Genomic DNA, 14,547 nt, shown 5'->3' with positions numbered 1-14,547 from the left:
GGTAGTCGCAGAAAGAACAGAGCACGTCGCTTTGGTGCAGATGAATCAACAGAGGCGTGGCAAGCTGCCTGTTATGCCCTGAACAGGTGCGGCAAATACCGCACGGGGCCCAACAAGATGCCCGCTCAGGGTGCCTGGCCAACGGCCTGAACATGCCACGCTACCGTGACGTGGTGTGAGTGCCGCAGCCGACACTCTCGGACAATCGACAACCGTCTGGTTTGCTCGTGACCGTGAGGAATGTTGTATGCCTGATGAGATGTTGCACCTGCCTTTGGTCACCCGTCTGCTGGAGCGCCACAAAGGCGCACCCGGCGCACTGTTACCGATTCTTCATGAGATTCAGGAAAGCATCGGTTACATCCCCGATGCCGCCGTCCCCGAGATTGCCCATGCCCTGAACCAGAGCCAGGCCGAGGTTCGTGGGGTCATCAGCTTCTACCATGACTTTCGCACCGCGCCGCCGGCCCGGCATATCCTGCGCCTGTGCCGGGCCGAGTCCTGCCAGAGTCGCGGCGCCGAGCAGCTCGCCGCGCAGTTGCGCGAACGCCTGCAACTGGACGACCACGGCAGCAGCGCCGACGGCAACATCAGCCTGCGCCCGGTGTATTGCCTTGGCGCCTGCGCCTGCTCGCCAGCCCTGGAGCTGGATGGCCAGGTGCATGCGCGGCTCAGTGCCGAGCGTCTGGATGCCCTGCTCGATGCTTGCCAGGAGGACGCATGATGCCGCGCCTCTACCTGCCCTGTGATTCGCTTGCCCGTGCCGTGGGTGCCGATGCGGTAGCCACCGCCCTTGCCACGCAGGCCCGGGAGCGCAACCTGCCGCTGGACTTGCAACGCACCAGCGCTCGTGGCCTGTACTGGCTGGAACCGCTGCTGGAGATGGACACCCCGCAAGGCCGAATAGGCTTCGGCCCGCTGACCGCTGCCGATGTGCCCTCTCTGCTCGATGCACTGCACGGCGATCCGTCCGCCCACCCGCTGGCCGTGGGCCCGGTGGAGCAGTTGCCCTATCTGAAAAGCCAACAACGCCTGCTGTTCGCCCGCGCCGGTATTACCCGGCCGCTGTCCCTGGACGACTATCGGGCTCACGGTGGCTTTGAAGGCCTGACACAGGCCATTGCCCTAGGCGGCGAGCAGACCGCGACCGTGGTGTTCGATTCGGGGCTGCGCGGCCGTGGCGGCGCAGCTTTCCCGGCCGGCATCAAGTGGCGCACGGTGCGCGGCACTCAGGCGGCGCAGAAGTACGTGGTGTGCAACGCCGACGAAGGCGACTCTGGCACCTTCGCTGATCGCATGCTGATGGAAGGCGACCCCTTCCTGCTGATCGAAGGCATGGCCATTGCCGGTCTCACCGTCGGGGCAAGCTACGGCTACATATATGTGCGCTCGGAGTACCCACAGGCCGTGGCCACACTGCGCGAGGCACTGGATATCGCCCGGGCTGCCGGTTACCTCGGTGCCAATGTCGGCGGCAGCGGCCAGGCCTTCGATCTGGAGGTGCGCGTCGGTGCCGGCGCTTACATTTGCGGTGAAGAAACCGCGCTGCTGGACTCGCTCGAAGGCAAACGCGGCATCGTCCGTGCCAAGCCCCCCATTCCCGCCTTGCAGGGCCTGTTCGGCCTGCCGACCCTGGTGCACAACGTGCTGACCCTGGCCTCGGTGCCACTGATTCTGGCCAAGGGTGCGCAGTTCTATCGCGATTACGGCATGGGCCGCTCCCTGGGCACCATGCCCTTCCAGCTGGCGGGCAATGTTCGTCACGGCGGCCTGGTGGAACGGGCTTTTGGCCTGACCCTCAGGGAACTGGTGGAAGACTACGGTGGTGGTACCGCCAGCGGCCGACCGCTGAAGGCCGCCCAGGTCGGCGGCCCGCTCGGCGCCTGGGTGCCGCCCGGGCAGTTCGACACGCCGCTGGATTACGAAGCCTTCGCTGCCATCGGCGCCATGCTCGGGCATGGGGGTGTGGTGGTGGCTGACGACAGCCTGGACATGGCCCGCATGGCGCGCTTCGCCCTGCAGTTCTGCGCCGAGGAATCCTGTGGCAAATGCACCCCCTGCCGCATCGGCTCGACCCGGGGCGTGGAGGTGATCGACCGCCTGCTGGCCGCACCCGACCAGCGCGGTCGCGACGAGCAGGTGATCATCCTCAAGGACCTGTGCGACACCCTGCAGTACGGTTCCCTGTGCGCGCTGGGCGGCATGACCTCCTACCCCGTGGTCAGCGCCCTCAAGCACTTCCCCGCCGACTTCGGTCTGCAGCCCTCGGAGGCCGACCAATGATCACGCTCTTCGACCCAAACACCGATATCGACCTCGGCACCCCGGCCCGCGACAGCCAGGTGCAGGTCACCCTGAAGATCGACGGCCGTAGCATCAGCGTGCCCGAGGGCACCTCGGTGATGCGCGCCGCTGCGCTGATGGGCACCACCATTCCCAAACTGTGTGCCACCGACAGCCTGGAAGCCTTCGGCTCCTGCCGCATGTGCCTGGTGGAAATCGACGGCATGCGCGGCTACCCGGCGTCCTGCACCACGCCGGTCAGTGAAGGCATGAGCGTGCACACCCAGACGCCGAAGCTCGCAACCCTGCGCCGCAACGTCATGGAGCTGTACATCTCCGATCACCCGCTGGACTGCCTGACCTGCTCGGCCAACGGCAATTGCGAGCTGCAAACCGTAGCCGGCCAGGTCGGCCTGCGCGAGGTGCGTTACGGCTATGAGGGCGACAACCATCTGGCCGACCAGAAGGACACCTCCAACCCCTATTTCGACTACGACCCCAGCAAGTGCATCGTCTGCAACCGCTGCGTACGCGCCTGCGAAGAAACCCAGGGCACCTTTGCCCTGACCATTACCGGGCGCGGCTTCGAGTCCCGGGTTGCCGCAGCCGGTGGCGAGAACTTCCTCGACTCGGAATGCGTGTCCTGCGGCGCCTGTGTGCAAGCCTGCCCCACCGCGACCCTGATGGAAAAAAGCGTGATCGAACAGGGTCAACCCGAACACAGTGTGATCACCACCTGCGCCTATTGCGGCGTGGGCTGCTCGTTCCGCGCCGAGATGAAAGGCGACCAACTGGTGCGCATGGTTCCAGACAAGAACGGCCAGGCCAACCACGGCCACTCCTGCGTCAAAGGGCGCTTTGCCTGGGGCTACGCCACCCACCCGGATCGCATCACCACGCCGATGATCCGCAAGCACATCAACGACCCCTGGCAGGAAGTCAGCTGGGACGAAGCGGTGACCTACGCCGCCAGCGAATTCCGCCGGTTGCAGCAAACATACGGCCGCGACGCGATTGGTGGCATTACCTCCAGCCGCTGCACCAACGAAGAAACCTACCTGGTGCAAAAACTGGTGCGCGCCGCCTTCGGCAACAATAACGTCGACACCTGTGCGCGGGTCTGCCACTCGCCGACCGGCTACGGCCTGAAACAAACCCTTGGCGAATCCGCCGGCACCCAGAGTTTCGACTCGGTGATGCAAGCCGACGTGATCCTGGTGATCGGCGCCAACCCCAGCGACGCCCACCCGGTGTTCGCCTCCCAGCTCAAACGCCGCCTGCGTGAAGGCGCACGGCTGATCGTCATCGACCCACGACGCATTGACCTGGTGGACTCGGTGCATGCCCGCGCCGAACTGCACCTGGCCCTGCGCCCGGGCACCAACGTGGCCATGCTCAACGCCCTGGCCCATGTCATCGTCACCGAGGGGCTGCTCAACCAGGCCTTTATCGACGCCCGTTGCGAGGGCAGCGATTTCGCCCGCTGGCGCGAGTTTGTCAGCCGCCCCGAACACTCGCCGGAAGCCCTTGGCCCCGTCTGCGGCGTAGCGGCTGCCGACATCCGTGCGGCTGCCCGCGTGTACGCCACGGGCGGCAATGCGGCGATCTACTATGGCCTGGGCGTCACCGAACATAGCCAGGGCAGCACGGCGGTCATGGGCATCGCCAACCTGGCCATGGCCACCGGCAACATAGGCCGCGAAGGCGTGGGCGTGAACCCACTGCGTGGGCAGAACAACGTTCAGGGCTCCTGCGACATGGGCTCCTTCCCCCACGAGTTGCCCGGCTACCGGCATATCTCCAACGAGGTGATACGGGCGCAGTTCGAACAGGCCTGGCACGTCACCCTGCAACCGGACCCCGGCCTGCGCATCCCCAACATGTTCGAGGCCGCCTTGGGTGGCAGCTTCAAAGGCCTGTACTGCCAAGGCGAAGACATCGCCCAAAGCGACCCCAATACCCAGCACGTCACCGCAGCGCTGTCGGCCATGGAGTGCCTGGTGGTGCAGGACATTTTCCTCAACGAAACCGCCAAGTTCGCCCACGTGTTCCTGCCGGGCAGCTCGTTCCTGGAAAAGGACGGCACCTTCACCAACGCCGAACGGCGCATCTCCCGGGTACGCAAGGTCATGGAGCCTTTGGGTGGCAAGGCTGACTGGGAAGGCACAATGGCCCTGGCCAACGCCCTGGGCTACCCGATGCACTACCAGCACCCGTCAGAAATCATGGATGAAATCGCCAGCCTGACGCCGACCTTCAGCAACGTCAGCTACGCCGCCCTGGACCGCCACGGCAGCTTGCAATGGCCGTGCAACGCCGAGGCACCGGACGGCACGCCCACCATGCACATCAAAGAATTCGTGCGCGGCAAGGGGCGCTTCATGCTCACCGGCTACGTGCCCACCGAGGAAAAGGTCAACAGCCGCTACCCGCTGCTGCTGACCACCGGGCGCATCCTCAGCCAATACAACGTCGGCGCCCAAACCCGGCGTACCGACAACGTCGCCTGGCACGAAGAAGACCGCCTGGAAATCCACCCGACCGACGCCGAAAGCCGTGGCATCAACGAAGGTGACTGGGTAGGCATCGGCAGCCGCGCCGGCCAGACCGTACTGCGTGCACGGGTGACTGAACGGGTAGCGCCAGGCGTGGTGTACACCACCTTCCACTTCCCTGAGTCGGGGGCCAACGTCATCACCACCGACAACTCCGACTGGGCCACCAACTGCCCGGAGTACAAGGTCACCGCCGTGGAAGTCAGCCGCGTCTACCACCCTTCCGAGTGGCAGAAGCGTTATCAGGAATTCAGTGACGAACAACAGCGCTTGCTCGACGAACGACGCCAGGCTCGCACCGCCGGCACACACACCGAGGGACGCCGATGAGCACTGCCAACCTGATCAAGATGGCCAACCAGATCGCCCAGTACTTCGCCAGCGAACCCGACCCGCAACAGGCCGTGCTCGGCGTGCGTAATCACTTGCAGATGTTCTGGACGCCCGCCATGCGCAAGGAATTGCTGGCCTGGCAGACGGCGCACAAAGGCGCGGACTTGCACCCCTTGGTGCAGGCGGCGCTCAGTGGCTCGGGCTGGGAGGCTTAGGTTCAAAAGGGGCATTGCCCTCGCGCGGCTATCAGGCCGCGCGAGGCACCTGTGGGGCATTTAAAGAGGGTGAAGCAGCTGCGTCAGAAAGAAGCGGGATACCGTTCTGATGCTACGCCTGGTAGCACAGTATTATGGTATCCCGCATACCACTAGTAACACCTGAAAACGCAACCGCTCAAGAACGCGCCTTACAGAGCTGCATTATCCCTGGCCCGGATATTGCTGAACCTTCTGGCAACCCATCCGAGACGCACCTCAAATGGCCAATCACTCATTACCCACTGGCAACACCCATGCCTGTCACTGGCCGAAAGCCTGTGGGCGTGAGCGTGCGTTGCCAACCGGTGCCATGAGAGGTTTTCTCCGGCGCGCAGCAGCGCCATTGCGGGTCATGCTCAAACGCCTACCGGCCTGCGTTGCGGCCAAACAGAATGGTTTCTGGCAGATAGTCTGATCGGTCTTCCTGACGAGAGCTCTTCTCGATCATTACCGTAGCGCCCGCCCTGCCGGTGTGCTGCGGCCCTTCATCCGATGGTTCCCTGGAAACGGCTTCAATCGCCCGTTCCTGGAGACCTGCACCCGGAAGACCTTGATGACCAACACAACCGCAGTGCTCGTTATCGACTTGCAGAAAGAAGATGGCTTTGCACTAGAACGATTTGACCACGTGGTCGCCAACGCGGCCTCGCTGATCGACGCCGCCCGTGGCTTGGGTATCCCGCTGTTCTACACCCGCCACGTCAACGATGCGCAAGGCCGGGACCTGGCCCCCGGCGAACCCGTGGACGAACACGGCAAGCCGACCAGTTACCTGGCAGGTACGCCTGCTATTGAGATCATCGATGCGTTGGCCCCACAGGCCGGCGATGTGGTGATCGACAAGCACCGCTACAGCGCCTTTCATGGCACCCGGCTGGCCCAGATGTTACACAGCAGGGGTATCCGCCACCTGGTGGTGTTTGGCGTGCTGACCGATGTGTGCGTGATGACCAGCCTGTTCGATGCCTACCAACATGACTTCCAACTCAGCCTCGTTTCAGATGCCTGCACGGCAACGACGCTGGCAGCGCATTACTCATCGCTGCTGATCCTCTCCAACTGGATTTACGGGCTGGAAATCTATTCCACCGCGCATCTCCTTCGCCATTGGCAAAACCAACCGGCGTCTTCGGTGCGAACACTCGAACCTGATCACCTCGCCTTCCAACCCGAAGCGTTCGTCGAAGCGATCCACAGCTTCGAAAACCGCCTTGCCCGTGACTGCTGAACGCGGAGATTGCCATGAAAATAGAAAACAGAAGCATTGATTTCATTCCAGAACATGAGCGCTACGGCCAGCCCCGTTCGCTGTTCTTTGTCTGGTTCGGCGCCAACGCCAACATCACCACCGTCGCTGCGGGCGTGCTGCCGATCAGCCTGGGGCTCAACCTGTTCTGGAGCGCACTGTCCATCCTGCTGGGCTCCATGATCGGCGCGATCTTCATGGCCTCGCATTCCGCCCAGGGGCCGAGGCTGGGCATTCCGCAGATGATCCAAAGCCGAGCCCAGTTCGGCGTATTCGGCGCAATAGTGCCGTTGCTGTTCGTCATGCTCATCTACCTGGGGTTCTTCGTCAGCAACACCTTGCTCGCCGCCCAGGCCGTCGCCACCACGAGCCCGCTCAGCAACGAGGGCAACATCGTCCTGCTCGGCGTACTGTGCTTTTTGGTCGCCCTGTTCGGCTACCAACTGATCCATCGCCTGCAGAAGGCCCTCTCGTTCATCTCCATCGGCGTGTTTGGTACGGCTACGCTGCTGGCGCTTGCGCTTCCGGTGGCGCCTGAGCAATGGTCACCACAGGGCTTCCACCTGGCAAGCTTCCTGGCCTCGGTCAGCATTGCAGTCACCTGGCAGTTGTCCTATGCGCCGTATGTGGCGGACTACTCCCGCTACTTGCCCACAAGCACCCCGACCCGGCACGTGTTCTGGTACAGCTACCTGGGCACCGTCATTGGCGGCAGCTGGATGATGCTGCTCGGTGCCGTGCTGGCCAAAGCCATGACCGGCTTTGCAGACAATGTGGGCTTGAACCTGGTGGGGCTGCTCGGCGGTGGAACGCTGCTGATGTTCGCGTTCATTCTGTACGGCCAGGTCGCCATCAACGTGTTCAACCTTTACGGCGCGTTCATGTCGACCGTCACGGTGATCGAACCGTTCGCCCCGCTGAAAGTAACCCCTCTCGCAAGGGCCGGGTTCATGTTCATCATCTGCGCCGCCGCCACCGGCTTATGCACACTGGCTCAAGATGACTTCATCCAGTTCTTCCTGAACTTCATCTTCTTCATGAGCTACTTCCTCATCCCCTGGACGGCCATCAACCTGGTGGACTACTACGCGCTACGTAAAGGCGTTTACCAGATTGCCGACATCTTCGAGCCAAAGGGTATCTATGGCCGGGTGAACTGGATCGCCATCGGCGTGTTTCTGAGCACCATCCTGCTTGAAGTGCCGTTCATGAATACCTCGCTTTACGCCGGGCCGATTGCGACCGGGTTGCAGGGCGTTGACCTGGCATGGGCCGTCGGCCTGGTGTTCCCGGCGATCAGTTACTACTGGCTGATGAACAAGCGCACAGCCCTGCAAGGCGTGACCGCGAAGGTGTAAGCGCAACGCGTGGGATGCAGGCTTGCCTGCGATAGCGGCAGCGGGGTGTCAACCAGTCTGCGGCGCCAGCATCGTTGGCAAGCCAACTCCCACAGGGATCCATGCAAAACACTGCATGTTCTGTGGGAGATTCCATGGTTCTTGCGTGCCCATGAGGTCAAACCACTTGATTGCGAAAGATCTTCACAGACAAGGCAATGAAAGCCCGGGCTGCCGGCGACGATTGGCTCTTGTCCAACACGGCAATCCCAACATGTCGCCTGACTGCCGGGTCGAGCACTTTCGTGAGGTACTGCGAGGCATCACGTTCAGGCAAAGCGGATTCGGCTACTACCGTCACAGCATCGCCCCGCGCCACTGCAGCCAAGGTGCTCATTAGCTGAGAGGTTCTATAACGGATTTTGGGGTTCAATCTCGCGGCCACAAAGAGTCGCGAAACCAACTCAGACGAACCGGCTTCTGTCAGTACGAACGGATCTGAACACAAGTCATTCAACGTCACCGCCTCCTTGGCCGCCAAACGGTGCCCACAAGGTAGCAAGGCAACCATTTGGTCCTCGATCAACGGGTAGGTATCGAACTGGGCCTCCGGCAGGGCAACGAACCCAACGTCCACTCGCCTATCCAATAGCCACTGAACGACCTGGCGGTCGGGCCCCTCGTCCACATGTACCTCGATACCAGGATAGATCCTGCGGTAGTCGGCAAGGATTCGCGGCAGCAATCGTTGTGATGACGTGGGGCCAAATGAACCGATGCGCAGGGTGCCCAGCTTCATGCTCCGCGCATCAGAGGCTTCTTGTCGAATTGCATCAGCCAGCCCGAGCATCGATTGAGCGCGCTGGAGCAACCTTGCCCCAATGTCCGTCAATTCGACCTGGCCCTGGTGCCGAAAAAGCAACTCAACGCCCAGCTCCTGCTCAAGCGCCCTGATGGCATGAGACACCGCTGACTGGGAGATCCCCAGTTGGGCAGCCGCCAGCGTGAACCCACGTCGCCCGGCGACGACGATAAAAATTTCGAGCTGAGTCAGCGTCATCGCACAACCATGAGTAATCACTCATTTCCATATGAGCCCAATTCAGCATAAGGATAGAACACTGAAGCATAACGAGATAGGCCTAGGCGCCTTTTGACATCGCAGTAATCAAGGAGATTTTTATGGGCGCTCAATGGAAAACTGAAGGCGTATCGGCGCTATGGCCAGAGATCAATGGACCACTCTTGGCTTCGTATGGAATGGCTGGCCAATACGCACTCAGGAATGAAATTAAAGAACCATCCAAACAAACACTATCGGTGTTTGAGGCCATTACCGGCAACTACGTTAACGAGGTCAACCCGAGACTTCAGGCTCTAGATAACTCATACACATTCAAGTCCACCTCCATACTCTGACGTCAGGCTTACATCATGCGCCTTCAATCAAAAGCAAGAACACCTGCGTCCGACAGCCTCACTTACCTCAAGCTATCCTTGGTGGCGATCATTTGGGGCGGAACGTTTGTTGCGGGTCGCTACATTTCTTCCGACACCCCACCAATGCTGTCGGCAAGCCTGAGGTTCATGCTTGCTGGCGCTACGCTTACCCTATTCCTGATTTTCTCCAGAAAAATGTTTATCAAGATCAACCGATCTCAACTGGTGAAAATACTTGGCCTTGGATTCTGCGGCATATACACCTACAACCTTTTCTTCTTTTATGGGCTCCATTACACCACCGCATCCCGGGCCTCACTGATCGTCGCCCTCAACCCAGCAGTAATGGCCCTTTTTTCCTTCCTCTTTTACCGGGAAAAACTCACGTTTACGAAGACCTCCGGAATAGGCCTCTGCCTTATGGGTGCGGCAGCGGTGATTTTCAGTAAATCACCAAACACCTTTCTTGCGGAGAACAGCGACTGGCGCGGTGATGCCTTAATTTTCGGGTGCGTATTGAGCTGGGTGATCTATAGCGTGTTCTGCAAAACCATAGTCAACGAAATTGGCTCCTTACATACAGTGACCTACTCCATCTGGGCTGGCGCAGCGATGCTGACGGCGACAGCCACCGCTACAGGGCAATTCAATTTTGCTTCAGTGAGTGCGCTATCCACAGGCGACTTTTTTAGCCTGCTGTACCTGGGTGCAATAGGTTCCGCATTGGCCTACATCTGGTACTACCAGGGCATCCAGACAATCGGCGTCACACGCTCCGGGGTGTTCATTGCTCTTAACCCGCTAACCGCCGTTCTGCTGGGCGCACTGTTGCTCGGTGAGCAACTGACGAGTCCGATGTTGATAGGAGGCGCCCTGATCATCACAGGCATCCTGATCTGCAATCGGGCAACCCCAAGCGATCAACGCCTGAATGAAGGTATCTACCGCGAAAATTGACTTAATCCCCTCCAGGACGACGAAGACGCGCGTCGAGCAAAAGCGGGCGGCCAGAGGTGACCTTTTGCGCCTGGGCCACCTGATACCGGTGCTCGACGTCGTACAGCTCGTGCGCTTGGGCACTGCCAGCGATTCTTGACGAACGTTTCTGATCAGTGAGAAGTGGCCATTACACACAGAGGGCTGCAACCCCCGCCATCATTCGGCCTGAATAAGGCCTTTGGTCCCGGCATCACTATCCGTCCAGTAATCCTCATCCTTCAGCCGCCGATCCCCCTGAATCATGAAGAGGATCGTGCCAGCCCGAAATTGCAGCCCGCCATCGGTGCGTTTGGCTTTGACCGGTTTGCCGTTCACCCAAACATGCTCTTTTTCATCAATACGAATGGTGGCAACCGTCGCGCCTGAAGCACTTTTAGCCACCCACTGCCCGGCGTATGGGGTCTGGCTTTTGGTGCTGTCTGCTGCCGGTGCTGCGGGCTCAACAAACCCCGCCTTGGCATTTTCGGCCTTGCTCTTGGTGATATCGCACCCCTGAAGCTCGCTCATCTGGGTGCAACCCGACTGCTCAAGCTGCTTACGGTACTTTTCGCTGATGGCATAAGCCGGTGATTGCGCAAGTACCGTAATGGCCAGCACGGCAAAGACTGCCTTGTTCATGGAGCCACCTCATCTGATCAACGGGTTTCTGAGCGTGAGCTTACTGAGTTGCCCACACTGCGCGTCGCACCAACACGAAAGAACGAAGTCGTAGCGATACACACAAGCGCAGGTGAATCACTGCGCCCCTCGCCAAGGCTAGCGAGCCTGATAGCGACTCGCCAATCAAACGGGTGATTTGCCATTGCCGGTTTGCAGCAAGGGCTTGCTCATGCGGCGCATTGAATTGCCCCACAGTTGCCTTTCACGGTGGGTATCTATCAGCCAATAGCGGGCATTCAACATAGGCGAGCGTCTGCTCCTTGATCAGCGAGGACTCTAGACAGAAGCCATACCTCTACGGCATTTGCCGTTAGACCCTCATGACTGGGAAGCTCGCATAAAAAGCGAGTTATGACCATTTTTCTTGCCCCGGATAGCCATTCGAACTGAATCGCCAGGCGAGAGGGCCGCGCAGCTACTGACGAGCCCCTCTTCTCCGGCAGGGAGCCCGTGGTCAGATCAATGGAAATAGCCGGTCAGAGCCGATGGGCGGTCGGGCCAGTGCAAATACGCACATAGATGGCTCAGCCGGCCTGTTACAGATAGTCTCTATCCTTCAACTTCAGAATCTAGGAAGTGATATGGAATTTATCTCTGCTACAGAAATGGAAAGGCCTCGAACTGCTCACGAGCTTTTGCCGTGGGTGGAAAGGACGATGGATGAAATCGCAAAGACAGAGGACGGAGTGTCCGCACTTCGATTTTTGGAAGGAGGGTGCAAACAGCTTTCCGAAGAAATCTATCCTTTGGCGATCTGGGCTGTCACCCTGGATAGGCCCGAGCACGTCAAGATTGAGCCAAAGATTGGGTCGCAGAACCACGATGCCATCGTCACCACGCATGACGTAGATCAGCCATTTCATGTAGAGATCACCCAGGCTCACAAGGGCGATCAGGAGTATTACAGACGCCTGTTTCTTGAGCGTGAAGGTTGGGCGCCAGGCCCTTCGCATGATCTGAAGAAACGTGGAACGAAAGCGAGAGGTATCGAGGTTGAAGCAGGGCGTACGCTGGCGAGTTTTGAGGCCGTAAAGCGTAAGAGCTTCGAACTGATTAGCGACGCCATACAACGGAAGCTGAAGAAAAAATATCCCTCTGATACTCGTTTACTGGTCGCATTTGAGGATTTGGCGATTGCAGGAAGCGACGACATCAACGCACAACTGTACGAGGTGATACAGGTGGCCACTCAAGAACGAGTCTGCCCGTTCACTCATATTTATCTGGTTGGACTGTCACGCAGATTGCTGATCAATTGGGAGAGCAAGAATGCGACTCGCTGAATTGCCTAGGAGCGCTAGTTACTACCCAAACTGCCCGATGATCAGCCACCTGGATGCGCTGGGCACAGATCATCTACTGATAGCGAGTCATCGTCTCTGCAAGCAAGCCTCACCGCGTCAGCGACAGTAAGGGAGCGAGTAGGTATCCAGAGGTTGTCCACGACCAAGTACCTCTGCTTTGTGACGTCGTTGCGTAGCCCCACGGCCTTCAACATCCGATCGATAAGGCTCAATGTTGCGCTCACAGGCGTGGTTTCAAAAGTGACGTCGAATACCGCTGCGTCCATCTGTAGATAGTTCTTGCTGTTTATCGGGGGCATGAGGAAAGGGGTGATCTTATTAGCAGGCAAGACCGTTCCGTTCAGTTCATGAAACTCAGTGACTGGAACCGAGCTGGTATTGCCGCCTGGTAGGACGTAGTCGCCCATGCCGGTGGGTTCGATGGGAACTCTTCGAGTGAGGTGAGCAATAGGCTTCTGCGGCGGATACTCCACCTCAAAGCGCTTGACGATCTGATCTGCTGAGTTTTCGTTTGCAAGATTGAACGCGTAATACCGACCGTGCGGTTTTACGAACGAGAGCGTCACGTCCCCTACCAAGAAATTGTAAACCGTCGTGGAGGCAACACTGATCAGCCCAAGCGCTGCTACTGCCTTTACAGCCTTGCTCATCCATCGTTTAGGGGCAGCATAGGGGACAGGGCGTTTGAACGATTTTGGTCTTTGTGAAGAACTTCGATTTGCCAAGATTTCGAATCCATTACTGATCGAGTCTAATCATCCCTGCTTCAGATGATGCGCGCAAACTCAGAGCACAGATCGCTTCTTTAACTATCATTCAGACTTAGGGTCGTTGGGCAGGACTCATGAATAAGTAATAATGCGCGTCGAGTGACTGCTTCTGGCCGAAAGCAGTCCACCACGAAGGGCTTCTACCCCAAATAGAACATCAAAAAATCTACTATCGACAGCAGAAACAGGCCCCCCATACCCCGTAAATCGAATCGCTATTCACTCCATCCCCCCGACTCACCAAGCCTCTGACTTGTCCCATCTACCCCACCACGCTACCCTGCCCCACATCGCTGCATATCAGCGACCCAAGCTTGGCGGCTTGAGAAAAATAGGCGTAACCCACTATCCGGTTGCGGGCGCTGTGATGTGTCCGTGATGCCGCATTACATGGAAAGCCTCTCATGCCCAACCTCAAAAACCTGAAAACCACCGGCACCACCACCTTCGGCCGTTACGGCCAGGATGACCACCTCTTCCGCGTCAATCCTGATATCCCCATTTCCCTTGCCCTTGAATACGCCTCGAACCTGCTGAAGTGCGCCAACACGCTGGCGTTGGATATCGCCATGGGCGAGGGTTCTGCGCAGGCGGCGTGGTCGGCGTGGTATTTAGGGGAGATGGCCAAGGCGCTGACGGATGATGTAAGCCAGGCGCTGGCGGAGCATGGGGTGGATTGAGGCGGGCTTCGGGCAGGCGTTGCCCATCGGTGGTAATTGGCCTGCCCGGGCGCTGTAAAGTGGTCGGTTTGGCAGCCGTTGATGGCTCTACCCTGCACGTCTTCCCGGTTCAACCTTGATGTGTAGCAGGTGAGTGCAATGGCTAATGAGCAAACCGCAGTAACGGTACGTGCAGTGCAAAGCAGCGACTATGAGCAGTGGTTGCCGCTGTGGCTGGCCTATCAGGATTTCTATGAGGTGGCGTTGAGCGAGGAAACCACGCGCACGGCCTTCCAGCGCATGCTCGACCCGAACGAGCCGGTGTACTCGGCCGTTGCGGTGCAGGGTGATGAACTGGTCGGTTTTGTGAACGCGGTGTTGCACCGTTCAACCTGGTCGGTGGATAACTTCTGCTACCTCGAAGACTTGTACGTAGCCCCGACGATTCGGGGTGGCGGTACCGGTAAGTTGTTGATCGAGTGGGTACAGCGCTTTGCCCGGCAACAGCAGTGTGCGCGGTTGTATTGGCACACCCATAACACCAACAAGCGGGCACAGAAGCTGTACAACTGGGTGGCTGAGAACTCCGGCTTTATTGAGTACCGCATGGCGCTGTAACGCTCAGGGCCAATACGGCACGGTGGTGTTCGTCATGGACATCGCCGTGCGCTCGCACCAAGATGGCCGGCTTATCAAGGAATAGC

At 59.3% G+C, this 14,547-nt stretch carries 14 protein-coding genes; 11 read left to right on the top strand and 3 right to left on the bottom strand.

Features of this window, described 5'->3' with window-relative positions; genetic code table 11:
• Positions 1–247 precede the first annotated feature (247 nt).
• From ACZ9H3_RS19595 to ACZ9H3_RS19570, 6 genes are all read left to right on the top strand, one after another.
• Positions 248–724, top strand: coding sequence for a formate dehydrogenase subunit gamma (locus tag ACZ9H3_RS19595; RefSeq protein WP_454240785.1), 477 nt, complete (start codon positions 248–250; stop codon positions 722–724).
• Positions 721–2,283: a formate dehydrogenase beta subunit gene (locus ACZ9H3_RS19590; RefSeq protein ID WP_476222078.1), complete on the top strand. Its 1,563-nt coding sequence runs from the start codon at positions 721–723 to the stop codon at positions 2,281–2,283. The genes ACZ9H3_RS19595 and ACZ9H3_RS19590 overlap by 4 nt, the downstream gene beginning before the upstream one ends.
• Positions 2,280–5,168, top strand: a complete 2,889-nt coding sequence (gene fdhF / locus ACZ9H3_RS19585) for a formate dehydrogenase subunit alpha (protein ID WP_476222076.1) — start codon at positions 2,280–2,282, stop codon at positions 5,166–5,168. The genes ACZ9H3_RS19590 and fdhF overlap by 4 nt, the downstream gene beginning before the upstream one ends.
• Positions 5,165–5,386, top strand: coding sequence for a formate dehydrogenase subunit delta (locus ACZ9H3_RS19580; RefSeq protein ID WP_065758854.1), 222 nt, complete (start codon positions 5,165–5,167; stop codon positions 5,384–5,386). The genes fdhF and ACZ9H3_RS19580 overlap by 4 nt, the downstream gene beginning before the upstream one ends.
• A gap of 595 nt (positions 5,387–5,981) precedes the next feature.
• A complete protein-coding gene (locus ACZ9H3_RS19575) occupies positions 5,982–6,656 on the top strand; it encodes a cysteine hydrolase family protein (RefSeq protein ID WP_330521997.1) in 675 nt (224 codons plus the stop codon).
• A gap of 14 nt (positions 6,657–6,670) precedes the next feature.
• The gene (locus ACZ9H3_RS19570; protein ID WP_476222073.1) at positions 6,671–8,032 is read left to right on the top strand and encodes a purine-cytosine permease family protein; all 1,362 of its coding nucleotides are present in this window, start codon (positions 6,671–6,673) and stop codon (positions 8,030–8,032) included.
• Positions 8,033–8,189: 157 nt separating this feature from the next.
• Here ACZ9H3_RS19570 and ACZ9H3_RS19565 read toward each other — a convergent pair whose 3' ends face one another.
• Complete coding sequence (locus tag ACZ9H3_RS19565) at positions 8,190–9,071, bottom strand: LysR family transcriptional regulator (RefSeq protein WP_476222072.1); 882 nt, start codon at positions 9,069–9,071, stop codon at positions 8,190–8,192.
• Between the two features lie 122 nt (positions 9,072–9,193).
• On the opposite strand from ACZ9H3_RS19565, the gene ACZ9H3_RS19560 reads away from it, so the two are divergent.
• Together ACZ9H3_RS19560 and ACZ9H3_RS19555 are read left to right on the top strand one after the other, a co-directional pair.
• Positions 9,194–9,430 carry a hypothetical protein gene (locus ACZ9H3_RS19560; protein WP_065758858.1) on the top strand — a complete coding sequence of 79 codons (237 nt, stop codon included), beginning with the start codon at positions 9,194–9,196 and terminating at the stop codon, positions 9,428–9,430.
• Between the two features lie 15 nt (positions 9,431–9,445).
• The gene (locus ACZ9H3_RS19555) at positions 9,446–10,408 is read left to right on the top strand and encodes a DMT family transporter (RefSeq protein ID WP_476222069.1); all 963 of its coding nucleotides are present in this window, start codon (positions 9,446–9,448) and stop codon (positions 10,406–10,408) included.
• A gap of 198 nt (positions 10,409–10,606) precedes the next feature.
• Here ACZ9H3_RS19555 and ACZ9H3_RS19550 read toward each other — a convergent pair whose 3' ends face one another.
• Positions 10,607–11,068 (bottom strand): hypothetical protein, encoded by a 462-nt coding sequence (locus ACZ9H3_RS19550; RefSeq protein ID WP_454240779.1) that lies wholly within the window; start codon positions 11,066–11,068, stop codon positions 10,607–10,609.
• A gap of 623 nt (positions 11,069–11,691) precedes the next feature.
• Between ACZ9H3_RS19550 and ACZ9H3_RS19545 the strand changes: the two genes are divergently transcribed.
• Complete coding sequence (locus ACZ9H3_RS19545) at positions 11,692–12,393, top strand: hypothetical protein (RefSeq protein WP_476222067.1); 702 nt, start codon at positions 11,692–11,694, stop codon at positions 12,391–12,393.
• 41 nt (positions 12,394–12,434) lie between these two features.
• Here ACZ9H3_RS19545 and ACZ9H3_RS19540 read toward each other — a convergent pair whose 3' ends face one another.
• The gene (locus ACZ9H3_RS19540; protein WP_476222065.1) at positions 12,435–13,064 is read right to left on the bottom strand and encodes a hypothetical protein; all 630 of its coding nucleotides are present in this window, start codon (positions 13,062–13,064) and stop codon (positions 12,435–12,437) included.
• A gap of 524 nt (positions 13,065–13,588) precedes the next feature.
• Between ACZ9H3_RS19540 and ACZ9H3_RS19535 the strand changes: the two genes are divergently transcribed.
• Both ACZ9H3_RS19535 and ACZ9H3_RS19530 read left to right on the top strand, forming a co-directional pair.
• Positions 13,589–13,864 carry a DUF3077 domain-containing protein gene (locus ACZ9H3_RS19535; RefSeq protein WP_102051882.1) on the top strand — a complete coding sequence of 92 codons (276 nt, stop codon included), beginning with the start codon at positions 13,589–13,591 and terminating at the stop codon, positions 13,862–13,864.
• A 138-nt stretch (positions 13,865–14,002) separates the two neighbouring features.
• Positions 14,003–14,461: a GNAT family N-acetyltransferase gene (locus ACZ9H3_RS19530; RefSeq protein ID WP_409280907.1), complete on the top strand. Its 459-nt coding sequence runs from the start codon at positions 14,003–14,005 to the stop codon at positions 14,459–14,461.
• Positions 14,462–14,547 lie beyond the last annotated feature (86 nt).

This window comes from Pseudomonas sp. TE3910 (genome assembly GCF_056279025.1).
The sequence above is the reverse complement of the archived record's forward strand: the minus strand, read 5'-3'. Positions and strand labels throughout refer to the sequence as shown.

Excerpts from the sequence above, each read along its gene's own strand:
- ACZ9H3_RS19595 (WP_454240785.1), top strand. The coding sequence starts at position 248 with ATGCCTGATGAGATGTTGCACCTGCCTTTGGTCACCCGTCTGCTGGAG.
- ACZ9H3_RS19590 (WP_476222078.1), top strand. The coding sequence starts at position 721 with ATGATGCCGCGCCTCTACCTGCCCTGTGATTCGCTTGCCCGTGCCGTG.
- fdhF (WP_476222076.1), top strand. The coding sequence starts at position 2,280 with ATGATCACGCTCTTCGACCCAAACACCGATATCGACCTCGGCACCCCG.
- ACZ9H3_RS19580 (WP_065758854.1), top strand. The coding sequence starts at position 5,165 with ATGAGCACTGCCAACCTGATCAAGATGGCCAACCAGATCGCCCAGTAC.
- ACZ9H3_RS19575 (WP_330521997.1), top strand. The coding sequence starts at position 5,982 with ATGACCAACACAACCGCAGTGCTCGTTATCGACTTGCAGAAAGAAGAT.
- ACZ9H3_RS19570 (WP_476222073.1), top strand. The coding sequence starts at position 6,671 with ATGAAAATAGAAAACAGAAGCATTGATTTCATTCCAGAACATGAGCGC.
- ACZ9H3_RS19565 (WP_476222072.1), bottom strand. The coding sequence starts at position 9,071 with ATGACGCTGACTCAGCTCGAAATTTTTATCGTCGTCGCCGGGCGACGT.
- ACZ9H3_RS19560 (WP_065758858.1), top strand. The coding sequence starts at position 9,194 with ATGGGCGCTCAATGGAAAACTGAAGGCGTATCGGCGCTATGGCCAGAG.
- ACZ9H3_RS19555 (WP_476222069.1), top strand. The coding sequence starts at position 9,446 with ATGCGCCTTCAATCAAAAGCAAGAACACCTGCGTCCGACAGCCTCACT.
- ACZ9H3_RS19550 (WP_454240779.1), bottom strand. The coding sequence starts at position 11,068 with ATGAACAAGGCAGTCTTTGCCGTGCTGGCCATTACGGTACTTGCGCAA.
- ACZ9H3_RS19545 (WP_476222067.1), top strand. The coding sequence starts at position 11,692 with ATGGAATTTATCTCTGCTACAGAAATGGAAAGGCCTCGAACTGCTCAC.
- ACZ9H3_RS19540 (WP_476222065.1), bottom strand. The coding sequence starts at position 13,064 with ATGAGCAAGGCTGTAAAGGCAGTAGCAGCGCTTGGGCTGATCAGTGTT.
- ACZ9H3_RS19535 (WP_102051882.1), top strand. The coding sequence starts at position 13,589 with ATGCCCAACCTCAAAAACCTGAAAACCACCGGCACCACCACCTTCGGC.
- ACZ9H3_RS19530 (WP_409280907.1), top strand. The coding sequence starts at position 14,003 with ATGGCTAATGAGCAAACCGCAGTAACGGTACGTGCAGTGCAAAGCAGC.